20 protein-coding genes are annotated in these 22,674 nt (G+C 72.2%); all 20 read left to right on the forward strand.

Annotated features, from left to right (window positions below; all coding sequences use genetic code 11):
- The first annotated feature begins 21 nt into the window (after positions 1-21).
- The 20 genes from ftsZ (at position 22) to hisH (ending at position 22,644) form a co-directional block, all read left to right on the forward strand.
- Positions 22-1,251 (forward strand): cell division protein FtsZ, encoded by a 1,230-nt coding sequence (gene ftsZ / locus V3N99_18065; GenBank protein MEO3938640.1) that lies wholly within the window; start codon positions 22-24, stop codon positions 1,249-1,251.
- A 16-nt stretch (positions 1,252-1,267) separates the two neighbouring features.
- Positions 1,268-2,044, forward strand: coding sequence for a polyphenol oxidase family protein (locus V3N99_18070; GenBank protein ID MEO3938641.1), 777 nt, complete (start codon positions 1,268-1,270; stop codon positions 2,042-2,044).
- Positions 2,041-2,793 (forward strand): YggS family pyridoxal phosphate-dependent enzyme, encoded by a 753-nt coding sequence (locus V3N99_18075; protein MEO3938642.1) that lies wholly within the window; start codon positions 2,041-2,043, stop codon positions 2,791-2,793. The genes V3N99_18070 and V3N99_18075 overlap by 4 nt, the downstream gene beginning before the upstream one ends.
- Positions 2,794-2,910: 117 nt before the next feature.
- Positions 2,911-3,417: a cell division protein SepF gene (sepF, locus tag V3N99_18080; protein ID MEO3938643.1), complete on the forward strand. Its 507-nt coding sequence runs from the start codon at positions 2,911-2,913 to the stop codon at positions 3,415-3,417.
- A 56-nt stretch (positions 3,418-3,473) separates the two neighbouring features.
- Positions 3,474-3,746 carry a YggT family protein gene (locus tag V3N99_18085; protein MEO3938644.1) on the forward strand — a complete coding sequence of 91 codons (273 nt, stop codon included), beginning with the start codon at positions 3,474-3,476 and terminating at the stop codon, positions 3,744-3,746.
- Between the two features lie 111 nt (positions 3,747-3,857).
- Positions 3,858-5,114, forward strand: a complete 1,257-nt coding sequence (locus tag V3N99_18090) for a DivIVA domain-containing protein (protein ID MEO3938645.1) — start codon at positions 3,858-3,860, stop codon at positions 5,112-5,114.
- Between the two features lie 159 nt (positions 5,115-5,273).
- Positions 5,274-5,975 carry a TraR/DksA C4-type zinc finger protein gene (locus V3N99_18095; protein MEO3938646.1) on the forward strand — a complete coding sequence of 234 codons (702 nt, stop codon included), beginning with the start codon at positions 5,274-5,276 and terminating at the stop codon, positions 5,973-5,975.
- A gap of 44 nt (positions 5,976-6,019) precedes the next feature.
- The gene (gene lspA, locus V3N99_18100; GenBank protein ID MEO3938647.1) at positions 6,020-6,577 is read left to right on the forward strand and encodes a signal peptidase II; all 558 of its coding nucleotides are present in this window, start codon (positions 6,020-6,022) and stop codon (positions 6,575-6,577) included.
- Positions 6,570-7,499: an RluA family pseudouridine synthase gene (locus V3N99_18105; protein MEO3938648.1), complete on the forward strand. Its 930-nt coding sequence runs from the start codon at positions 6,570-6,572 to the stop codon at positions 7,497-7,499. The genes lspA and V3N99_18105 overlap by 8 nt, the downstream gene beginning before the upstream one ends.
- A 127-nt stretch (positions 7,500-7,626) precedes the next feature.
- Entirely contained in the window at positions 7,627-11,220 is a 3,594-nt protein-coding gene (gene dnaE / locus V3N99_18110; GenBank protein ID MEO3938649.1) for a DNA polymerase III subunit alpha, read from the forward strand.
- A 276-nt stretch (positions 11,221-11,496) separates the two neighbouring features.
- On the forward strand, positions 11,497-12,684 hold the full coding sequence (locus V3N99_18115) for a winged helix DNA-binding domain-containing protein (protein ID MEO3938650.1): 1,188 nt from the start codon (positions 11,497-11,499) through the stop codon (positions 12,682-12,684).
- On the forward strand, positions 12,681-13,646 hold the full coding sequence (locus V3N99_18120; protein MEO3938651.1) for a pseudouridine synthase: 966 nt from the start codon (positions 12,681-12,683) through the stop codon (positions 13,644-13,646). Before V3N99_18115 ends, V3N99_18120 begins: the two co-directional genes overlap by 4 nt.
- Before the next feature lie 27 nt (positions 13,647-13,673).
- Positions 13,674-15,818, forward strand: coding sequence for a S9 family peptidase (locus tag V3N99_18125; protein MEO3938652.1), 2,145 nt, complete (start codon positions 13,674-13,676; stop codon positions 15,816-15,818).
- Between the two features lie 4 nt (positions 15,819-15,822).
- Positions 15,823-16,599 (forward strand): ABC transporter permease, encoded by a 777-nt coding sequence (locus V3N99_18130; GenBank protein ID MEO3938653.1) that lies wholly within the window; start codon positions 15,823-15,825, stop codon positions 16,597-16,599.
- A gap of 42 nt (positions 16,600-16,641) precedes the next feature.
- Positions 16,642-18,018: an NAD-dependent succinate-semialdehyde dehydrogenase gene (locus V3N99_18135; protein ID MEO3938654.1), complete on the forward strand. Its 1,377-nt coding sequence runs from the start codon at positions 16,642-16,644 to the stop codon at positions 18,016-18,018.
- Between the two features lie 125 nt (positions 18,019-18,143).
- Positions 18,144-19,514 (forward strand): histidinol dehydrogenase, encoded by a 1,371-nt coding sequence (gene hisD / locus V3N99_18140; protein ID MEO3938655.1) that lies wholly within the window; start codon positions 18,144-18,146, stop codon positions 19,512-19,514.
- The gene (locus V3N99_18145) at positions 19,511-20,710 is read left to right on the forward strand and encodes a histidinol-phosphate transaminase (GenBank protein ID MEO3938656.1); all 1,200 of its coding nucleotides are present in this window, start codon (positions 19,511-19,513) and stop codon (positions 20,708-20,710) included. The genes hisD and V3N99_18145 overlap by 4 nt, the downstream gene beginning before the upstream one ends.
- Complete coding sequence (gene hisB, locus V3N99_18150; GenBank protein ID MEO3938657.1) at positions 20,707-21,312, forward strand: imidazoleglycerol-phosphate dehydratase HisB; 606 nt, start codon at positions 20,707-20,709, stop codon at positions 21,310-21,312. The genes V3N99_18145 and hisB overlap by 4 nt, the downstream gene beginning before the upstream one ends.
- A 13-nt stretch (positions 21,313-21,325) precedes the next feature.
- Positions 21,326-22,000 carry a hypothetical protein gene (locus V3N99_18155; protein MEO3938658.1) on the forward strand — a complete coding sequence of 225 codons (675 nt, stop codon included), beginning with the start codon at positions 21,326-21,328 and terminating at the stop codon, positions 21,998-22,000.
- Positions 21,997-22,644, forward strand: coding sequence for an imidazole glycerol phosphate synthase subunit HisH (gene hisH, locus V3N99_18160; GenBank protein MEO3938659.1), 648 nt, complete (start codon positions 21,997-21,999; stop codon positions 22,642-22,644). Before V3N99_18155 ends, hisH begins: the two co-directional genes overlap by 4 nt.
- Positions 22,645-22,674 lie beyond the last annotated feature (30 nt).

Consider the following 22,674-nt stretch of genomic DNA (forward strand, 5'->3'; position numbering starts at 1 on the left):
CCACGGAGGAAGGGCCCGATTGTGGCTGCAGACCCGCACAACTACCTCGCCGTCATCAAGGTCGTCGGCATCGGGGGTGGTGGCGTCAACGCCATCAACCGGATGATCGACGTCGGCCTGAAGGGCGTCGAGTTCATCGCCATCAACACCGATGCCCAGGCACTGCTGATGAGCGACGCCGACGTCAAGCTCGACGTGGGTCGCGAGCTGACCCGCGGCCTCGGGGCCGGGGCCGACCCCGAGGTCGGGCGACGCGCGGCCGAGGACCACCAGGAGGAGATCGAGGAGGTGCTCAAGGGCGCCGACATGGTCTTCGTCACCGCCGGCGAAGGTGGTGGCACCGGCACCGGTGGAGCCCCCGTCGTGGCGCGGATCGCCCGGCAGCTCGGCGCCCTGACCATCGGTGTCGTCACCCGCCCGTTCACCTTCGAGGGGCGGCGCCGCGCCAACCAGGCCGAGGCCGGCATCGCCGGCCTGCGCGAGGAGGTCGACACCCTCATCGTCATCCCCAACGACCGGCTGCTGTCGATCAGCGACCGCAACGTCTCGATGATGGACGCCTTCCGCTCGGCCGACCAGGTGCTGCTGTCCGGTGTGCAGGGCATCACCGACCTGATCACGACCCCCGGTCTGATCAACCTCGACTTCGCCGACGTCAAGTCGGTCATGCAGGGCGCCGGGTCGGCGCTCATGGGCATCGGCTCGGCCCGTGGTGAGGACCGCGCCGTGCAGGCGGCCGAGCTGGCCATCTCCTCGCCGCTGCTCGAGGCGAGCATCGACGGTGCGCACGGGGTGCTGCTATCGATCTCCGGTGGCTCCGACCTCGGGCTCTTCGAGATCAACGAGGCGGCGCGGCTGGTGCAGGAGGCTGCCCACCCCGAGGCCAACATCATCTTCGGCACGGTCATCGACGACGCGCTCGGCGACGAGGTGCGGGTCACCGTCATCGCCGCCGGGTTCGACGGGGGTGGCCCGGTCAAGCGCAACGACGGGGCGCTCGGCACGATCTCCACCGGGGGACGCCCGGGCACGCCGGCCGCCGGCCCGCCGGCCCCGGTGACCTCGCCGCCGACGACCGCGACCGCGCCGTCCACCTTGTCGTATGTCGCCTCGACCCCGCCGCCCGTCGGTGGCGGGGATGCGGTGCAGCCCCCGTCGCAGCCGCCCGCTCCGGCGACTCCCACCGCCCCACCGCGCACGGTCACCTTCGAGGACGCCGACGACCTCGACGTGCCCGACTTCCTCAAGTAGCAGGGGGCGGCCCGCGGTGGAGGCTGCAGCCGTCTCGTGGCGGGGCGCGCTCCGGCTCGACGCGACGGTGGAGCGGCCCGGCGTGTGGGCCGGCTTCACCACGCGTGAGGGCGGCGCGAGCCTCCCGCCGTGGACCGGGCTCAACCTCGGCGGGGGAGTGGGCGACGACGTCGGTCACGTGCTCGCCAACCGCTCCCGGGTGGCCGGCGCCGTCGGTGTGACCCCGGAGCGACTGGTGCTGATGCAGCAGTGTCATGGCACACGGGTCGAGCGCGTCGAGGGTCCGTGGCCGGGTCAGGCACCGTCGTGCGATGCGATCGTGACCACCCACGACGACCTGGCCCTCGCGGCCCTCGTCGCCGACTGCACCCCGGTCCTGCTGCACGACGCCCGGGCCGGGGTCGTGGGCGCCGTCCACGCCGGCCGCCCCGGCATGACCGACGGCGTCGTCGCGCTGGCCGTCTCGGCCATGCGCGACCTGGGGGCCACCGCCGTGTCGGCCCTCGTGGGCCCCTCCATCTGCGGTCGGTGCTATGAGGTCCCGGAGGCCCTGCGGGCGGACGCGGCCCGGCGCAGCCCGGTCTCGTCGACCCTCTCGTGGGTCGGCACACCGGCGGTCGACGTGGCCGCCGGGGTGGTCGACCAGCTGGTCGCGGCCGGGGTCACGGTCACCTGGGTGCCCGGCTGCTCACGGGAGGACCCCGAGCTCTACTCCTACCGGCGCGAGGGCGTCACCGGTCGGTATGCCGGGGTCATCCGCCTCCTGCCCGCCCTCACCGGGGCCACGGCGTGAGCGAGACCGCAGAGGGTGCGCCGGCCCGGGCCGCCGAGCTCGCGGCCGGGCTGGCCGCCGTTGAGGGGCGCGTCACCGCGGCCTGCGCCGAGGCGGGTCGCGCACGGTCGGAGGTCACCCTCGTCGTGGTGACCAAGTTCTTCCCCGCCCGCGATGTGCGCCTGCTCGTCGACCTCGGGGTGCGCGACCTCGGCGAGAGCCGTGCCCAGGAGGCGCTGGGCAAGCTCGAGGACCCCCTGCTCGCCTCCGTCCGTGAGCGGGTCGCGACCCACTTCATCGGTCAGGTGCAGACCAACAAGGCGGCTGCGGTCGTCGGGTGGGCCGACCTGATCCACACCGTCGACCGTTCCCGGCTCGTGCGAGCCCTCGCCCGGGCGGCCGAGGCGGCGCAGACGTGCCAGTCCGTGCTGGTCCAGGTCTCGCTGGAGCCGCCCGACCTGGCGGCGCCCGGCGAGCCCGGGGAGCGAGGCGGGATCGCGGCCCCGCGAGCGGCCGAGCTCGCCGACCTCGTCGCGCAGGAGCCGACGCTGCGACTGGCGGGGGTGATGGCCGTAGCGCCCCGCGAAGGCGAGCCCGACGAGGCGTTCACGCGCCTCGCCGAGGTGTCACGCGGCATCCGGGAAGCCCATCCCGACGCCGTCGTCGTCTCGGCCGGAATGAGCGGTGACCTCGAGACCGCAGTCCGGCATGGGGCGACACACCTGCGTGTCGGGTCCGCAATCCTCGGCTCGCGGCCGGCAGTTCGCTAACGTCGCAAGCGAGGCAGGGCCAGCCGGCCCGCGTACGAGGTCTCAACACGCACGTGTGGCACGCACGTCCGACAAGCGTCTGACTAGCGTCGGATTGACACTCAAGGGAGCTCACCCATGGCTGGGGTACTGCGCAAGTCGATGGTCTGGCTGGGGATGGCCGAGGAGGACGAGCGTTACGAGGGGTACGACGACCTCGACGACGACCGCGCTCGTCAGGAGGGCGACGACCGGGGTCGTGCGGCTGTGCCCGAGCAGGAGCACCGCGCCCAGGTCACGTCGCTGCCGCAGCGACAGACCCCCGTCGCCCGGGTCGTGCGCGACACGGAGGTGAGCGCGTTGACGCGCATCACGACGATCCACCCGCGCACCTACAACGAGGCCAAGAAGATCGGTGAGGCGTTCCGCGCCGGCACCCCCGTGATCATGAACCTCTCCGACATGGCCGACGACGACGCCAAGCGCCTGGTCGACTTCGCCGCTGGTCTGATCTTCGGTCTGCACGGCGAGATCGAGCGTGTGACGTCGAAGGTCTTCCTGCTCTCGCCGGCGCACGTCGAGGTCAGCAGCGAGGTCAGCCCCGAGGTCCCCCGGCAGGCCAGGGGCTTCTTCAACCAGAGCTGAGCACGCTGCCGAGGCAGATCGCCCCCGTCCACAGATCTGTCCCCCACACTGGTGACATGGGAATCGTCCTGTCGCTGTTCAAAACCGTGGTCTTCCTCTTCTTCATCGCCTTGATCGGTCGGTTGGTCATCGACTGGGTGCAGGTCCTCTCTCGCGAGTGGCGACCTCGGGGAGCCGTGCTGGTCCTCGCCGAGGGGGCCTACTCGGTGACCGACCCTCCCCTGCGTGCCCTGCGCAAGGTGATCCCCTCGCTGAGCTTCGGCGGGATGCGCATCGACTTCGCCTTCCTGGTGCTGATGATCATCACCTCGGTGCTGCTCAACCTGTGATTCGCCGGCTCTTCGGCCGGTGCGCCCGGGGTCGTGTGCCCCGTGATGTTGGTGTGGTGCACGCCGTTCGCTAACGTTGCCCCCGACCGGCCCGACGACCGAGGTGGAACCATGGCGCTCACACCCGAGCAGATCCTCAACAAGCACTTCCAGACGACCCAGTTCCGGAAGGGCTACGACGAGCGCGATGTCGACGACTTCCTCGACGAGATCGTCGCCGAGATGCGCACCTTGGTGGCACAGCGCGACGACTTCAAGCAGCAGCTGAACGACTGCCGCGCCGGCCGGGGACTCGCCGCCGGCGACCGCACCCAGGACAGCGTCTCCACGCCCTCGACGCCTTCGACGACGGCCATGCCGGCCCCCCCCGACACCGCGGCCCTCGAGGCGGCCCAGGCCGAGCTGGCCGACCTCCGCGGCCGGATCGCGAGTGCCGAGACGCAGGAGCGCGACGCCGCTGCCCGCCTGTCGCGGGTCACCACCGAGGTCAGCAACGCCGAGGCCGCGCTCCGCGACCGCACGGGGGCGATCGACAAGTCCGTCCAGGAGCGCCTCGAGACCGCCGAGACCGCGGCTCGCGAGGCGACCGCCGCGAAGCAGTCCGCCGAGGCCAGGGTCGCCGAGCTCCAGCAGCAGCTGGAGTCGGCGCAGGAGGAGCTGGCGTCGGCGCAGGAGCGCGCGGCCACGGCCGAGCAGCAGGCGCTGGCGTCCACGTCGGCAGCGCCCGCAGGAGAGGGCAGCAACACCGGTGTCATGCGCGCCGTTGCCTCGGGCGCCGGTGGTGGAGCGAGCGCTGCCTCCCTGATCGAGCTGGCGCAGCGTCTGCACGACGAGCACGTCGGTCAGGGTGAGAGCACCCGCACCCGCCTGATCTCCGAGGGACAGTCACGTCACGACGAGCTCGTGGCGACGGCCCAGGCCCGGCACGACGAGCTGGTCGGGAAGGCGACGGTCGAGCACGACCAGCTGGTGAGCTCTGCGCGGGCCAAGCACGAGGAGCTGGTCTCGGTGGGTCAGGCCCGGCACGACGAGCTGGTGGGCACGGCCCAGACGCAGCACGACGAGCTGCTCACCACGGCCCAGGCCCAGCACGACCAGCTCATCGCCGAGGCCACGGCCCGCCACGAGGAGCTCATCACCGAGGGTCGTGAGCGCTCCACGGGCATGGTCGCCGAGGCGCAGCAGCGCAAGGCGGCGGTGCTCGGTGAGCTCGAGACCGAGAAGTCCCGGCTGCAGAAGCAGATCGACCAGCTGCGCGGTTTCGAGCGCAACTACCGTTCGCAGCTGAAGTCCTACCTGCAGGGCCAGCTCGAGGAGCTGGACCACACGGCCGTGGAGCAGGAGCCGGCCTCGGCCGACCGGGGCTGACCGCTCGTCGCAGTGGTGCACCACGGCGGGCCCGGGTCGCACAGACCCGGGCCCGCCTTGGTTGAGCGCCCGACGGTGCGTCGGTTTGGCCGGAGCACGGCTCGCGCCTTATCCTCAGCGCCACGCACCAGAGGACCCTTTCACCAGAGAGGCCGCGACATGGCCGCAGCGACGACCGCCCGCAAGGGCGCTGGCACGACGAAGCCTCCGGCGACGGCGGCCGCGGCTACCACGTCCTCGTCGGCGACCAAGAAGGCGGCGGCGGTGACCACCAAGGCAGCCCCGGCCAAGAAGGCAGCCCCGGCCAAGAAGGCGGCCCCGGCCAAGAAGGCGGCCCCGGCCACGAAGCTCGCTCCGGCGAAGAAGCTCGCTCCGGCGAAGACCTCCGCCCGGGCCACGTCGGTCGCTCCCACGAAGGCGGCCGCGGCGACGAAGGCGACCCCGGCGAGGTCGAGCGCGGCTCGGAAGGCGGCGACGACCGGGCCGTCCGACCGCAGCCCGTGGACGGCCGCCGAGCTTCGTGACTTCCGCGAGGAGCTCCAGACCGAGCGGTCACGGGCGGAGGCCGATCTGCAGATCGCCGAACGCGACCTGCAGGGCCTGCTGCGGGAGGCCGGCGACGGAGCCGGCGACGACCAGGCCGACGCGGGCGCGAGCATCGGTGGTCGTGACTACGAGATGACCCTCGCGGCCGGGCAGCGTGACAAGCTGGACCAGATCGAGCACGCCCTCGAGCGGCTCGAGGACGGCACCTACGGCATCTGCGAGTCGTGCAGCAAGCCGATCGGCAAGCTGCGGCTCCAGGCCGCCCCACGGGCCACGCTGTGCGTGGACTGCAAGACCCGGCAGGAGAGTCGCTGATCCATCCTGACAGCAGCGCTCCTGCCCCCGGCAGGACCGAGCGCATGAGCCAGACCCCACCCACCGCCCGCCGCGTGAGCCATCGGCATCTCGTCGTCCTCCTCACGGTGGTCGCTGTCGTCGCCTACGGCCTCGACCAGCTGACCAAGGTCTGGGCGGTCGCGCACCTGACCCCGGGCCACTCGACGCAGGTCGTGGGCACCTTCCTGCAGCTGCAGCTGATCCGCAACCCCGGTGCCGCGTTCTCCCTGGGCACGGGGAGCACCTGGGTGCTCACCCTCATCGCCATGGCCGTGCTGGTCGTCATCGTGCGGGTGAGCCGCCGGCTGGGCAGCAGGGGCTGGGCCTGGGCCTTCGGCCTGCTGCTCGGTGGCGCCCTCGGCAACCTCACCGACCGGCTCGTGCGCGAGCCCGGAGTCGGCCGTGGTCACGTGGTCGACTTCATCGCCTACAGCACGTGGTTCATCGGCAACGTCGCCGACATCGCCATCGTCGCTGCCGCCGCCCTGATCGCCCTGCTCGCGGTCCGGGGCACCGGCGTCGACGGTCGGCGCGAGGGCCAGCCCACCGCTCCGGACGCAGCACCCCGCGCCGATGTCTGACGAGCGCGCGGTCCTCGTCCCCGAGGGTCTGGAGGGCGAGCGAGTCGACGCCGCCATCGCCAGGCTCTTCGGTCTGTCGCGCACGCGTGCCGCCGAGCTCGCCGCGGCGGGCGAGGTGAGCGTGGGACAGACCGTCGTCGGCAAGTCGCACCGGGTCAGCGCCGGAGACCTGCTCGAGGTCTCGATCCCGTCTGCGCCGGTGAGCGTGGTCCAGGTCGTCGCCGAGCCGGTCCCCGGCCTGCGCATCGTGCACGACGACGCGGACATCGTCGTGGTGGACAAGCCGGTCGGGGTCGCGGCCCACCCGTCCGTCGGCTGGACAGGCCCGACCGTCCTCGGCGGTCTCGCGGCCGCCGGCTACCGGATCTCGACCTCGGGGGCCAGCGAGCGTCAGGGCGTCGTCAGCCGCCTCGACGTCGGCACCTCGGGCCTGATGGTGGTGTGCAAGAGCGAGCGGGCGTACACGCTGCTCAAGCGGGCCTTCAAGGCGCGCACGGTCGACAAGACGTACCACGCGCTGGTGCAGGGACTGCCCGACCCACTGGTGGGCACGGTCGACGCGCCGATCGGGCGTCATCCGGGCCACGACTACAAGTTCGCCGTGATGGAGTCGGGCAAGGCCGCCGTCACCCACTACGAGGTGCTCGAGGCCTTCCGTCGGGCCTCGCTGCTCGAGATCCACCTCGAGACCGGGCGCACGCACCAGATCAGGGTGCACTTCGCCGCGCTGCACCATCCCTGCTGCGGCGACCTGACCTACGGCGCCGACCCCACGCTGGCGGCCCGACTCGGACTCGACCGGCAGTGGCTGCACGCGATGGGGCTCGGCTTCGAGCACCCCGGTTCCGGTGAGTGGGTCACCTACGAGAGCAGCTATCCCGACGACCTGCAGCACGCGCTCGACGTCGTCTCGGCCGTCTGACGGCGCCGAGCCGGGCGACACGCCGGAGCACCGGAGACGGCGCCCCCGCCCGTCGTGGGCTGTCACCGCCCCGGCCTAGAATCACCCCGATGCCGAACGCCGCCGCCCGAGACACCAGAGCCGCCCGATGACCACCACCGCCTCCTCCACCGAGCCCAGCTTCGTCCACCTGCACAACCACACCGAGTACTCCATGCTCGACGGGGCGGCCCGCATCGACGAGCTCATGGCTGCCGCCGTCGAGATGGGCATGCCGGCGGTGGCGATGACCGACCACGGCTACCTCTTCGGGGCCTACGAGTTCTGGTCGAAGGCCCGCAAGCACGGCATCAAGCCGATCATCGGGCTCGAGGCCTACGTCACGCCCGGCACGCACCGCAGCGACAAGACCCGGCAGAAGTGGGGCGACGAGAAGACCCGCCCGGGTGACGACCTCTCCGGTGGGGGGGCCTACACCCACATGACCATCCTCGCGCGCAACAACGAGGGCATGAAGAACCTCTTCCGCATGGGGTCGATCGCGTCCCTCGACGCCGTCTACGCCAAGTGGCCCCGGCTCGACCGCGAGCTGCTGAGCACCTACGGTCAGGGCCTGATCGCCACGACCGGGTGCCCGTCGGGCGAGGTCCAGGTGCGCCTGCGCCTCGGGCAGTACGACAAGGCGCGGGAGGCCGCCGCCGAGTTCCGCGACATCTTCGGCGCCGAGCACTACTTCTGCGAGCTGATGGACCACGGCAACGACATCGAGCGCCGGGTCCGCGACGACCTGCTGCGCCTGGCCAAGGACCTCAGGCTGCCGCTGCTGGCCACCAACGACCTGCACTACACCCGGCAGGAGGACTCCAAGGCGCACGGCGCCCTGCTCTGCGTGCAGTCCGGGTCGACGCTGATGGACCCCAACCGGTTCGCCTTCGACGGCGACGGCTACTACCTCAAGTCGGCGCAGGAGATGCGCCACCTGTGGCGCGAGCTCCCCGAGGCGTGCGACAACACCCTGCTGGTCGCGCAGATGTGCGAGGTGTCGTTCACCGAGGGCGAGGGGCTGTACATGCCCCGCTTCCCCTGCCCTCCCGGCGAGGACGAGACCTCGTGGTTCGTCAAGGAGGTCACCACCGGCCTCGTGCGCCGCTTCCCCGACGGGGTCCCCGACTACGCCACCAAGCAGGCGGCCTACGAGATCGACATCATCGTCGGCAAGGGCTACCCCGGTTACTTCCTCGTCGTCGCCGACTTCATCAACTGGGCCAAGGACAACGGCATCCGGGTCGGCCCGGGTCGTGGATCGGGTGCCGGCTCGATGTGTGCCTACGCCATGGGGATCACCGACCTCGACCCAGTGCCCCACGGCCTGATCTTCGAGCGATTCCTCAACCCCGAGCGGGCCTCGATGCCCGACTTCGACGTCGACTTCGACGAGCGCCGCCGGGGCGAGGTCATCCGCTACGTCACGGAGAAGTACGGCGCCGAGCGGGTCGCGCAGATCGTCACCTACGGCACCATCAAGGCCAAGCAGGCGGTCAAGGACGCCGGCCGGGTGCTCGGCCATCCCTTCTCGATGGGCGACAAGCTCACGAAGGCCATGCCCGCTGACGTCATGGGCAAGGGCGTACCGCTCGCGGACATCTACGACCCGGAGCACCCTCGCTACAACGAGGGCGGCGAGTTCCGCCAGCTCGTCGAGGTCGAGCCAGGGGCGCTCGAGGTCGTCGACACCGCCAAGGGTCTCGAAGGGCTCAAGCGCCAGTGGGGGGTGCATGCGGCCGGGGTGATCATGAGCAGCGAGCCGCTGGTCGACGTCATCCCGATCATGCGCCGCCTGCAGGACGGCCAGGTCATCACCCAGTTCGACTACCCGAGCTGCGAGACGCTCGGCCTGGTCAAGATGGACTTCCTGGGCCTGCGCAACCTCACGATCCTCGACGACGCCATCGACAACATCCGCTCCAACCGCGACGAGGAGATCGACCTCGACGTCCTGACCAAGACCCTCGACGACCGGCCCACCTACGAGCTGCTCTGCCGGGGCGACACCCTCGGGGTCTTCCAGCTGGACGGTGGCGGCATGCGCACGCTGCTCAAGCTCATGCAGCCCGACAGCTTCGAGGACATCTCGGCCGCCCTCGCGCTCTACCGGCCGGGTCCGATGGGCGTCAACGCCCACACCAACTTCGCCCTGCGCAAGAACGGCAAGCAGGAGCTCATCCCGCTCGACCCCCAGCTGAAGGGCAAGCTCCAGCCCGAGATGGTCACGGCCCTCGAGCCCATCCTCGGCACGACCTACGGGCTGGTGATCTACCAGGAGCAGGTCATGGAGATCGCCCAGAAGCTCGCGGGCTACACCCTCGGCACCGCCGACCTGCTGCGTCGCGCCATGGGCAAGAAGAAGAAGTCGGTCCTCGACGCGGAGTACGTGCCCTTCTCCGACGGGATGAAGGCGCAGGGCTTCAACGAGGCCTCGGTGGCGGCCCTGTGGGGTGTGCTCGTCCCCTTCTCCGACTACGCCTTCAACAAGGCGCACACCGCCGCCTACGGCCTGGTGTCGTACTGGACCGGATACCTCAAGGCCAACTACCCCGCGGAGTACATGGCCGCGCTGCTCACGAGCGTGCGTGACGACAAGGACAAGTCCGCGCTCTACCTCAACGAGTGCCGCCGCATGGGGATCAAGGTGCTGCCCCCCGACGTCAACTCGTCGATCGGCAACTTCGCCGCAGTGGGCACCGACATCCGCTTCGGGATGGAGGCCGTCCGCAACGTCGGCGCCAACGTCGTCGAGGCGATCATCCGCACCCGCACCGAGAAGGGCGCCTACTACTCCTTCAAGGACTTCCTCGGCAAGGTGCCGGCCGTCGTCTGCAACAAGCGCACCGTCGAGTCCCTGATCAAGTCGGGGGCCTTCGACAGCCTGGGCGAGAGCCGCCGAGGCATGCTCGAGGTGCACGAGACCTTCATCGAGGCCCTGGTCGAGGTGAAGCGTCAGGAGGCGATCGGTCAGGAGAGCCTCTTCGGCAGCTTCGGTGACGACGACTCCGGTGCCGGGGCCGACCCCTTCGACGGGCTGCCTCCGGTGCCGCTCGCGGAGTGGGAGAAGTCGACGCTGCTGGCCTTCGAGCGCGAGATGCTCGGGCTCTACGTGAGCGACCACCCGCTCCTCGGGATCGAGCACCTGCTGGCCCAGCACGCCGACACCTCGATCGCGGCCCTGACCGGCGACGACCCGCCGTCCGAGGGTGGCAGCGTGACCATCGCGGGCCTGATCACGGGGCTCCAGATCAAGCGCACCAAGAAGGGCGACCTCTGGGCCATCGCCACGGTCGAGGACCTCGACGGAGCCATCGAGTGCCTCTTCTTCCCGTCGGCCTACCTCAACTTCTCGACCATGCTCGGCACCGACGTCGTCTGCGTGGTCAAGGGCAAGCTCAACGCCCGCGACGACAGCGTCTCGATCTACGCCCAGGACCTCGCGCTGCCCGACATCAAGGAGGGCCCCCGGGGTCCGGTCGTGCTCAACCTGCCGCTGGTCCGGGCGACCGACGCCCTGGCCGAGCGGCTGCGCCAGACCCTGCGCGAGCACCCCGGGGTGACCGAGGTGCACCTCAAGCTCACCCAGCCCGGGCGGTCGACCCTGATGCGGCTCGACGACACGCTGCGGGTCAGTGCCGGCCCCGCGCTCTTCGGCGACCTGAAGGCCCTGCTCGGGCCGTCGTGCCTGATGACCTGATCCCGCCTGGTCTTGCCGACGCCGGCCAGGTCGTGAGCAACCTGCGTGGATGTGAGGGGCTGGTTCGTGTCACATGAACCACGTGCGCGCGGCACGCACCTCGCCCGAGGGTGAGCCGGACGCCGAGTCCCCCTGAGGGGTCGGGAGGCGCTGTTAGTGTCGACGGACGCGAAGGCTGCTCCGATGCGTCGGTGCGCCGTCCGTGCGCGAGGGTGTCGGCCGTGGGGGGCGGCACCCTTCGTGCGACGCGCGACGTGCGTGCGGCAGGCTGCTCCCATGACCCCGCCCGCCGCCTCGGACCTGCGGGCCCGTCGCGAGCTGGGCCGACGCCGGCTCTCGTCGTCGGGGGTCACGGGCGTCGCGGGCGTCACCGGCCCGCCGAACAGCGGTGGTGACGACGCGGCGGCCGATGCCGCCGGCGCGGTCGCGCGCGTGGTCGGTGGTCACCTGGCGATGCAGGCTCAGGACCTCCCGGGGGCGCTCTGGTCGGTCGGTGTGCGCACCGGTGCCACGCACGCCCAGGTGCTCGCGGCGTGGGGGGCCCACGCGGTGACCCGCTCGTGGCCGATGCGGGGCACACTGCACCTCGTCGCGAGCCGCGACCTCGCGTGGACGTGCGCGCTGCTGACGACCCGGCCCCTGGTGGCGAACAGGGCTCGCTGCACCCAGCTCGGTCTCGGCGACGACGACCTCGCCCGGGCCCGCCGTGAGGTGGTCCGGGCGCTCGAGGCCCCCGGTCACGAGGGACTGAGGCGCTCGACGCTCTTCGACGTGCTCGCGGGGTGCGGGGTCGACCCCACGGGCCAGCGCGGCTACCTCCTGCTGGCCCGCTTCTGTATGGAGGGCCTGCTCTGCCAGGGGGCCCCGCAGGGCAGCGAGCCGACCTTCGCGTTGCTCGAGCAGTGGGCGCCGCAGCAGTGGCTCCCGGGGCGCGAGGAGGCGATGGCCACCGTGGCGCAGCGCTTCGTGCGTAGCCACGGGCCGGTGACCGAGCGCGACCTGGCGCGCTGGACCGGCCAGACGCTGACCTTCACCCGCGAGGCCGTCGCCCTCGCGGGTGACTGCCTCCGGGTCGAGGCCTCCGACGGCACGCCCCGTCTCGTGCACGTCGACGCCCCGCAGCCGGAGGCTGCCGGCGAGGTCCACCTGCTGCCCGGCTTCGACGAGTACCTCCTCGGCTACCAGGACCGCTCCGCGATGCTCACCCCTGTGCAGGAGGCCCTCGTGGTGCCCGGTGGCAACGGCATCTTCCTGCCCACCCTCGTGGTCGGGGGTGTCGTCGCCGGCACCTGGGGCCGACGACTGACCCCGTCGCGGGTGGTCGTCACCGTCACGCCGTGGCACGCGCCCACCGCCGCCACCGTGCGTCGCACCCAGAGGGTCGCGGGCGCCTACGGTCGCTTCCTCGAGCGAGAGGTCGACCTCGTCTGGTCCGCCCCGGAGCACCGGGGAGCGGTGCCGTGACCCGCAGACGAGCACGGGCGCTGTCGCCCGTCCCGCAGCGGCAGGGGGTCGACGCGGCCCGCCTGGTGCTTCCGGCCACCGGAGCGTGGACGACCGTCGGCGCCCACCTGCGTGACCGACTGACCCCTCTCGGGCCGGGCGGGGTCGAGAGCCTGCTGCGGTCGGGGCGCGTGCTCGACCGCACCGGTCGGCCGGTGACCGACGACACGGCCTACGAGCCGGGGGGTGTCCTGTGGGTCGAGCGTGAGCTGCTCCCGGAGCCGGTGCACCCCGGGCCGCTCACCGTGCTCCACCGCGACGCCCGGCTCGTCGTGCTCGACAAGCCAGCCTTCCTGGCCTCGATGCCGCGCGGGCAGCACGTGACGCAGACGGCCCTGGCGCGCGCCCGCCACGAGCTCGGGATGCCGGCGCTCGCCCTCGCGCACCGGCTCGACCGGCTCACGGCCGGCGTGCTGCTGCTCGTGGCCGACCCCGCGCTGCGGGGGGCCTACCAGCAGCTCTTCGCTCAGCGTCTGGTCACCAAGACCTACCTCGCCGTGGCCCCGACGCTGCCGCGGCTGACCCGGCCCGTCACGGTGCGCGTGCACCTGCGCAAGGAGCGCGACTGCCTGCGCACGCGAGTCGTCGAGCACGAGAGCCCCAACAGCGAGACCCGGGTCGAGCTGCTGAGTCGCCGCGACGGTCTGGGTCTCTACCGGCTCGAGCCGGTCACCGGGCGCACGCACCAGCTGCGGGCACACCTTGCCTGGCTCGGCGCGCCGATCGTCGGCGACCCCCTCTACGGCGACGCCCCGCCAGACCCGTCCCCTGGCCTGGACGACCACACTTCACCCCTCCAGCTGCTCGCGGCCCGGCTGGTCCTCACCGACCCGGTCGAGCACACCCCGCGCCGCTTCACCAGCCGTCAGGGGCTGCGCGGGTGGTCCTGCGACGAGCTGCGGCAGGTGCTCGATCAGGGATGACGAAGGCCACCGCCTAGAGTGAAACGCGTGTCGTCGCCCCTGCCGTCCCCCCTGCCCCAGCTGACCGAGCCGTCCGAGCTGCCCACGGCACCCAGCCGTCCGTCCACCCGCACCACCCATGGTGACGTCGTCACCGACGAGTACGCCTGGATGGCCGACCGCGACGACCCCGACCTGCGCGCCTACCTCGAGGCCGAGAACGCCTACGCCGCCGCCCGCACCGACCACCTGGGTCCCCTGGCCGAGGCGGTCTTCGGCGAGATCCGTTCCCGCACCAAGGAGACCGACCTCAGCGTGCCCGTCCGGCACGGGGGGTGGTGGTACTACTCCCGCACCATCGAGGGCGAGCAGTACGCCGTCCACGGCCGGGTCGCGGTGGCGACCCACCCGGAGCGCCCCACGCTCGACGGCGACGCCGCACCCGCGGGGGAGCAGGTCGTCCTCGACGAGAACGTCGAAGCCCGCGGGCACGACTTCTTCTCCGTCGGGGCGAGCGACGTCTCACCCGACGGCCGGCTCCTGGCCTACGCCGTCGACGTCGAGGGCGACGAGCGCTTCGCGCTGCGGGTGCGCGACATCGACTCCGGTGAGGTGCTCGACGACGCGGTCACCCAGATCGGCTACGGCGTCGCGTGGTCGCTCGACGCGCGTCACCTCTTCTACACGCGGGTCGACGAGGCCTGGCGGCCCTTCCAGGTGTGGCGCCACGAGGTGGGCTCCCCGGCCGACACCGACGTGCTCGTGCTGGAGGAGGCGGACGAGCGGTTCACCCTGGGGGTCGGCGTCTCGCGCGACGACCGCTGGGTCGTCATCGGCATCGGCTCGCGCACCACGAGCGAGTACCACCTGCTCGATGCCGGCGACCCGCTCGGGGCGTTGCTCGTCGTGGCCCCGAGGGTCGAGGGCGTGGAGTACGACGTCGAGCCGCTGGGCGACGAGGTGCTCCTGGTGCACAACCGCAGCCGGCTCAACTTCGAGGTCGCCCGGGCCGTCGTGACCGACGGCACGGTCGGACCCTGGCAGCCGCTCGACGTCAGCACCGAGGACGAGTACGTCCTGGGGGTCGAGGCCTTTCGCGACTTCGTGGTGGTGTCGCTGCGCTCCGACGGGCAGACGGCCGTCCGCATCCTGCCGCGCGACGGTGCGACGGCGACCGGCTTCGGCGCCCCGACCGACGTGGCGTTCGACGAGCCCGTCCGGGCCGTCGGCACCGGCGACAACCCGGACCCGTCCACCGAGGTCCTGCAGATCGGCTTCACCTCGCTGGTCACGCCGTCGAGCATCTACGACTACGACGTGGCGGCCGGCACGCTGACCCTGGTCAAGCGCAAGGAGGTGCTCGGGGGGTACGACCCCGCCGACTACGTCCAGCGCCGCGAGTGGGCCACCGCGCCCGACGGCACGTCGGTGCCGATGAGTGTCGTCCACCGGCGCGACACCCCTCTCGACGGCACCGCGCCGGGGATGCTCTACGGCTACGGCTCCTACGGCATCAGCCTCGACCCGTGGTTCTCCGTGGCCCGGCTGTCGCTGCTCGACCGCGGCTTCGTCTTCGCGGTCGCCCACGTGCGAGGCGGCTCCGAGATGGGCCGGGGGTGGTACGACGACGGCAAGATGCAGCACAAGGAGCACACCTTCACCGACTTCGTGGCCTGTGCGGACCACCTCCTCGGCGAGCGGCTCGTGGCTCGTGGTCGCCTTGCGGCAGAGGGCGGCTCGGCCGGCGGCCTGCTCATGGGAGTCGTGGCCAACACGGCTCCCGACCGCTTCGCGCTGATCCACCTGCAGGTGCCCTTCGTCGACGCGCTCACGACGATCCTCGACCCCAGCCTGCCGCTGACGGTGGGGGAGTGGGAGGAGTGGGGCAACCCCGTCGACGACCCGCAGGTGTATGCCCGGATGCGCGCCTACACGCCCTACGAGAACCTCCGCGCCCAGGACTATCCCAGCGTGCTCGTCACCACGAGCATCAACGACACGCGGGTCTTCGTCACCGAGCCGGCCAAGTGGGTGGCCCGTCTGCGAGACCGCTCGACCAGCGACCCCGCGGTCGCACCGGTGCTCTTCCGCACCGAGCTGACCGCAGGCCACGCGGGCCTGTCGGGACGTTACGACGCCTGGCGGCAGCTCGCGTGGGAGTGGGCGGTCGTGATCGACCGCTGCACCGGCTGAGCCGGTGGTCCTGACGCCGGCCGCCGTCCCCGCCGCGACCCTGGTCGACGTCTCGGGGGTCTCGGGCTACGTGCGGCTGGTGGCCGTCGTGGCCGTGCTGGCCGGGCTCGCCGCGCTCGTCAGCCACCTGGGCCGGCTGCAGCCGGCCCGCACGGACCTGAGCGCGGCCCTGCGCGCGACCGTGCAGCTCGGGGCGGTCGGTCTGCTGATCACCGTCGTGCTCAGGTCGTGGTGGCTGACCGCGGCGTTCGTCGCCCTCATGCTCACCGTGGCCTCGGTGACCTCGGGTCGCCGCCTCGTGCCGCACGGTCGCTGGTGGGTCGCCGCGGTGCCGGTGTGGGCGGCGGCCGTGCCGGTGGGCCTGGCGCTGATGGCCTCCGGCCTCATCCCGCTGGCCGAGGTGTCGGTGGTGCCCGTCCTCGGCATCCTCGTCGGCAACGCGATGACGGCGACGACCCTCGCGGGTCGTCGCACCCTCGACGCCCTCTCGGGTCGGCGCGGTGAGGTGGAGGCGGCCCTGTCCATCGGCTTCGGGACCCGCGACGCCCGCGTCCTGGTCGCGCGCGACGACGCGGCCCTCGCCCTGCTGCCCGGCCTCGACCAGACGCGCACCGTCGGGATCGTCACGCTGCCGGGTGCCTTCGTCGGGGTCCTGCTCGGCGGGGCGACCCCGCTGCAGGCGGCCGCGGTCCAGCTCGTCGTCCTGGCCGCCCTGCTGCTCGTGCAGTCGGTGGCGGTGCTGATCACCCTCGAGCTGTGCGCCCGCGACGTCCTGCGCTGACCGCCCCCGTGCCTGGACCGGCGCAGGGGTAGCGTCGCAGCCATGAGCCTCTACATCTCGACAAACCCCACCACCGGCGAGACCCTCGCCGAGTTCGACACCCTCGACGACGCCGGCGTCGAGCAGGCGCTCGCCGCCGCACACACCGGCTACGAGGCCTGGCGTGCCGTGCCCGTCGCCGAGCGGGCGGCTGTGCTGAGCGCCATCTCGCAGGCCTACACCGACCGCGCCGAGGAGCTCGCGACGCTCATGGCGCGCGAGATGGGCAAGCCCCTGCGCGAGGCGCTGGGCGAGCTCCAGCTGTGCTCGATGATCTGGGCCTGGTACGCCGAGCACGGACCCGGGCTGCTCGACGACGAGACCCTCCAGGTGCCCGGCGCCGACAGCACCGTGGTGCGCCGCACCCCCGTCGGCGCGATCCTCGGGATCATGCCGTGGAACTTCCCCCACTACCAGGTGGCCCGCTTCGCCGCCCCGAACCTCATGCTGGGCAACGCGATCCTGCTCAAGCACGCGCCCATCACCCCCCAGTCGGCTCTCGTCATGCAGGAGATCTTCCTCGCCGCCGGCGTGCCTCAGGAGGCCTACCAGAACGTCTTCGCGAGCAACGAGCAGGCGGCGACGATGATCGCCGACCCCCGGGTGCAGGGCGTCTCCCTCACCGGCAGCGAGCGTGCCGGTGCGGCCGTCGCCGAGGTGGCCGGTCGCAACCTCAAGAAGGTCGTCCTCGAGCTCGGGGGGTCCGACGCCTTCATCGTCCTCGACGCGCCCGACCTCGACGCCACCGTCAAGGCGGCGACCCGGGGGCGGATGAGCAACACCGGCCAGGCCTGCAACGCCGCGAAGCGCATTGTCGTGCTCGACGCCGTCTACGACGAGTTCGTCGCCAAGCTGGCCGCCTCGTTCGCTGCGATCATCCCCGGCGACCCGCTCGTCCAGGGCACCGTCATCGGCCCGCTCTCGTCTCAGGCCGCCGCCGACGGGCTGGTCAAGCAGGTCGAGACCGCCGTCGCCCAGGGCGCCACCGTGATCGCCGGCGGCGAGCGCATCGAGGGGCCCGGCGCCTTCGTGCAGCCCACGGTGCTCGGCGACGTCACGCCGTCGATGGACGCCTACTCCGAGGAGCTGTTCGGGCCGGTCGCGGTCGTCTACCGCGTCAAGGACGCCGACGAGGCCGTGTCCCTCGCCAACAGCTCTCCCTACGGGCTCTCGGGCTCGGTATGGAGCGGCGACACCGCCACGGCGCAGGCGGTCGCCGAGCGCCTCGACGTCGGCATGGCCTTCGTCAACGAGCACGGCACCACGCTGCCCGGCCTGCCCTTCGGTGGGGTCAAGCGCTCCGGCTTCGGGCGAGAGCTCGGGGCCTGGGGCATGGACGAGTTCGCCAACCGGAAGCTGGTGCGCGTCAGCGCCCGCTGACCCCCGGCGTCTTACCCCGCTGACTGCGGGGTAAGACGCCCGGTCGGGACGGGCGCCTGCACTGCCTCCTCCTGCCCGCCGGACGCCGCGTGGAGGCGTCGGCGCACCCCGCCTAGACTGGTCCCATGATGTCCAGACTCGACCTGCGGGGTGCACCGCTCACGGTGCGCGACCTGCGGGAGGCCCTTCCCCGTGCCGAGTTCGACGTCGAGGCCGCCCTCTCGCAGGTGCGGCCTCTCGTCGAGGACGTGCGTCATCGCGGCGCCGACGCGCTCCGCGACCTCGGTGAGCGCTTCGACGGGGTGCGCCCCGAGCACCTGCGGGTGCCTGCTGCCGTGCTCCAGGCGGCCCTCGACCAGCTCGACCCCGACCTGCGGGCGGCACTGGAGGAGTCGATCCGGCGGGCTCGTCTGGTGCACGCCGACCAGCGCCGCACCGACACGACGACGCAGGTGGTCGAGGGCGGCACCGTCACCGAGCGCTGGGTGCCCGTCGACCGCGTCGGGCTCTATGTGCCGGGCGGCCTCGCGGTCTACCCCAGCAGCGTCGTGATGAACGTCGTGCCGGCTCAGCTGGCCCTGGTCCCCTCGCTGGCCGTGACCAGCCCACCCCAGAGGGAGAACGTCGGCGTCTTCGCCGGCTACCCCAACCCCACCATCCTCGCCACGTGCGCCCTGCTCGGTGTCGACGAGGTCTATGCCGTCGGCGGTGCGCAGGCGGTCGCGATGTTCGCCTACGGGTTCACCGACACCGAGGGTGACCGGAGCGTCGTCTGCGAGCCCGTGTCGCTCGTGACCGGTCCCGGCAACATCTACGTCACCGCGGCCAAGCGGCTGCTCAAGGGTCTGATCGGCATCGACGCCGAGGCCGGTCCGACCGAGATCGCCGTCCTCGCCGACGACAGCGCCGACCCCGAGCACGTCGCCGCCGACCTGGTCAGCCAGGCCGAGCACGACCCCCTCGCGGCAGCGGTGCTCGTCACCGACAGCGAGGCCCTGGTCGACGCGGTCGAGGAGGCGCTCGCTCGACGGGTGCCGCAGACCAAGCACAGTGAGCGGGTGACCACGGCCCTGGGTGGCCGCCAGTCGCGTCTCGTCCTCGTCGACGACATCGACGCCGGTCTGGCCGTCGTCAACGCGTATGCCGCCGAGCACCTCGAGATCCAGACCCGCGACGCCGCCGGCGTGGCTGCTCGCGTGCGCAACGGCGGGGCCGTCTTCGTCGGACCCTGGGCTCCGGTGAGCCTGGGTGACTACTGCGCGGGCTCCAACCACGTGCTGCCCACCGCCGGCTGCGCCTGCCACAGCAGCGGACTGTCGGTGCAGTCGTTCCTGCGGGGGGTCCACGTCGTCACCTACGACGAGGCCGCCCTGCGTGACGTCGCGCACCACGTCGTCACCCTCGCGCAGTCCGAGGACCTACCGGCCCACGGCGAAGCCGTGACCGCCCGGTTCGGCGACCGGCTCCCCGGCCCGGCTCCCGCCCCGGCTTCGTGAGCGCGCAGACGAGGGAGTCTCCGGCCGACCTGGTCGACGCCCTGCTGCGTGACGACCTGCGCGGTCAGACGCCCTACGGTGCGCCGCAGCTCGACGTCGCGGTGCGGCTCAACACGAACGAGAACTCCTACGACGTGCCGGCCGACGTCGTGGCGGCGATCACGGCTGCCGTGACCGGCGTCGCCGTGCACCTCAACCGCTACCCCGACCGCGAGTTCCTCGCCCTGCGTGCGGCGCTCGCGGCCTACCTCGCCAGCCAGACCGGCGTGGCACTCGCCGCCGACCAGCTCTGGGCCGCCAACGGCTCCAACGAGGTGCTCCAGCACCTCGTGCAGGCCTTCGGCGGAGCCGGGCGCACCGCCCTCGGCTTCACCCCCGCCTACTCCATGCACCCCATCATCGTGCGCACCATGGGAACGACCTGGGTCGACGGCCTGCGCGGGGCGCCGTCCGGCGCCTTCGACCTGACCCCGGAGTCGGCGGCTGCGCAGGTGCGGGCGCACCAGCCCCACCTGGTGTTCCTCTGCTCGCCCAACAACCCCACGGGCACGGCGCTCGACCCCGCCGTGGTCGAGGCGGTGCTCGATGCGGCACCGCGCTCGCTCGTGGTCGTCGACGAGGCCTACGCCGAGTTCGCCCGACCGGGCACACCGAGCGCGGTCGGCCTCCTGGCCGACCACCCGCTGCTGGTGGTGACCCGCACGATGAGCAAGGCGTTCGCCCTCGCCGGCGCCCGCCTGGGCTACCTCGCCGGTGCGCCCGCGCTGCTCGACGCGCTGCGTCTGGTCCGCCTGCCTTACCACCTGTCCGACCCGACGCAGGCGGTCGCCCTCGCTGCCCTCACCCACGTCCGGAGCCTGCTGCACACCGTCGAGGCGATCAAGACGCAGCGCGACCGCATCGTCACCGAGCTCGAGGCCCTGGGCTACCCACCCCAGCCGAGCGACGCCAACTTCGTGCTCTTCGGCGGTCTCGACGACGCCCCGGCCACCTGGCAGGCCCTGCTCGAGCGGGGTGTGCTGGTGCGTGACGTCGGGCTCCCGGGCTACCTGCGGGTCACCGCCGGCACACCGACCGAGACCGACGCGTTCCTCGCGGCCGTCGCCGATCTGCCAGACTCCCACCGGCGCGTCACCCGCGCCCAACCCCAGCCCCAGACCCAGACCCAGACTCAGCCTCAGGAGCCACTCTCGTGACCGGCGCCCGCACCGCGACGATCAGCCGCACGACCAGCGAGTCGTCGGTCGAGCTGACCCTCGACCTCGACGGCACGGGCGAGTCCGACGTCTCCACCGGGGTGCCGTTCTACGACCACATGCTGCGCTCCCTGGCCAAGCACTCCCTGGTCGACCTCACCGTCCGCGCCACGGGTGACACGCACGTCGACGCCCACCACACGGTCGAGGACGTCGCGATCGTGCTCGGCGAGGCACTGCGCGAGGCGCTCGGCGACAAGCGCGGCATCAGCCGCTTCGGCGACGCGACGGTGCCCCTCGACGAGTGCCTCGTGCAGGCTGTCGTCGACGTCTCCGGTCGGCCGTACCTCGTGCACGAGGGGGAGCCCGAGGGCCAGCAGTACCACCTCATCGGGGGCCACTTCACCGGGTCGATGACCCGGCACGTCTTCGAGAGCATCGTCCACCACGCGGCGATCTGCCTGCACGTGCGCGTGCTGTCGGGCCGCGACCCGCACCACATCGTCGAGGCGCAGTTCAAGGCCTTCGCCCGGGCCCTGCGGTCGGCCGTCGAGCGCGACCCCCGGGTCATCGGCGTCCCCAGTGCCAAGGGCAGTCTCTAGGCGTGCGGGTCCGATGTCCGACGCCCTGACCACCCCCTCCGGACCGGCCGCCCGCCGCTCCTCTCCGCCGGTGGGGCTCCTGCTGGTGCGCGGCGGTGCCGAGACCGTGGCGGCCTGGGCGGCCAAGGGCCTCGTGTCCCTACGGGTGGTCCCGCTCGAGCGTGGGTGGTGCGGGCTGCTGCCCGCCGCGGTGACCAGCCCCCTCGCCGCGCCGTACGACGACCCGATCGGGCTGCTGCTCGGCCGCCCCGTTCCGCGGGCCCTGCGTCCCAGCTTCGGTATGACCGTCGTGCACGACCAGGCTCTGCTCACCGCCACCCCGGGCGGGTGGCGGCCCGTGCAGCGTTGGGTCGCCTGGCGCCCCGGCACCGGGCTCGTGGTGCCCGGCGGCCTGCCGACCATGCGGCTCGCGGCGCTGGTGCACCTGGCCGAGGTCGACGACCCCGATGCTCTCGCGGCGGTTGCCGACCTCGTGCACGACGACGTCGGGAGCCCCCTGGAGGTGCTGCAGGGCCTGCTCGCCGCGCTGCACCTTCCCGGTGCCGGGTTGCTGGGCGCACCGGCGGACGGCCCGTGGGGCCCGGAGGTGCGGGTGGTCCCGGCGTCCGACAAGGGGGTCGCCGCCTTCGGGCGGATGGTGAGCGACGACGCGTCCTGGCGCGCCGAGATGGGAGGCAGGTCGACATGAGCGGCTCATCGCCCACCGTCGTGGTCCTCGACTACGGCAGCGGTAACGTCCACTCGGTCGTGCGGGCCCTCGAGCGGGTCGGGGCGCAGGTGGTGCTGACGGCCGACCGAGAGCAGGCGCTGGAGGCGGACGGGCTCTTCGTACCGGGAGTGGGCAACTTCCACGCCTGTCTTGCCGGGCTGCACCGGGCCAACGGCCCGCGCCTGATCGACATCCGCCTGTCGGGGGGCCGCCCGGTGATCGGGGTCTGCGTCGGTATGCAGGTGATGTTCGAGGGGTCGAGCGAGCCGGCTGCCGCACCACGGGAAGGCCTCGGCCAGTGGCCGGGCACCGTCGACCGGCTCGCGGCTGACGTCGTGCCCCACATGGGCTGGTCGACGGTGGAGGCGGGCGCCGGCTCGCGCCTCTTCGCCGGTGTCGAGCACGAGCGTTTCTACTTCGTGCACTCCTACGCCGCCCAGCAGTGGAGCCTCCACCCCGAGGGCTCCTTCGCCGTGGTGGCCCCGGTCGTCACCTGGTCCGAGCACGGGGGCCCCTTCGTGGCGGCCGTCGAGAACGGACCGCTCACCGCCACGCAGTTCCACCCCGAGAAATCGGGCGACGCCGGAGCCCACCTCCTCGAGAACTGGGTCCGGTCGCTCTAGCCCGTGCCACCCACCCCGTCCGGCCCCCCT

It is taken from the genome of Dermatophilaceae bacterium Soc4.6 (assembly GCA_039889245.1).
Taxonomy (GTDB): domain Bacteria; phylum Actinomycetota; class Actinomycetes; order Actinomycetales; family Dermatophilaceae; genus Lapillicoccus.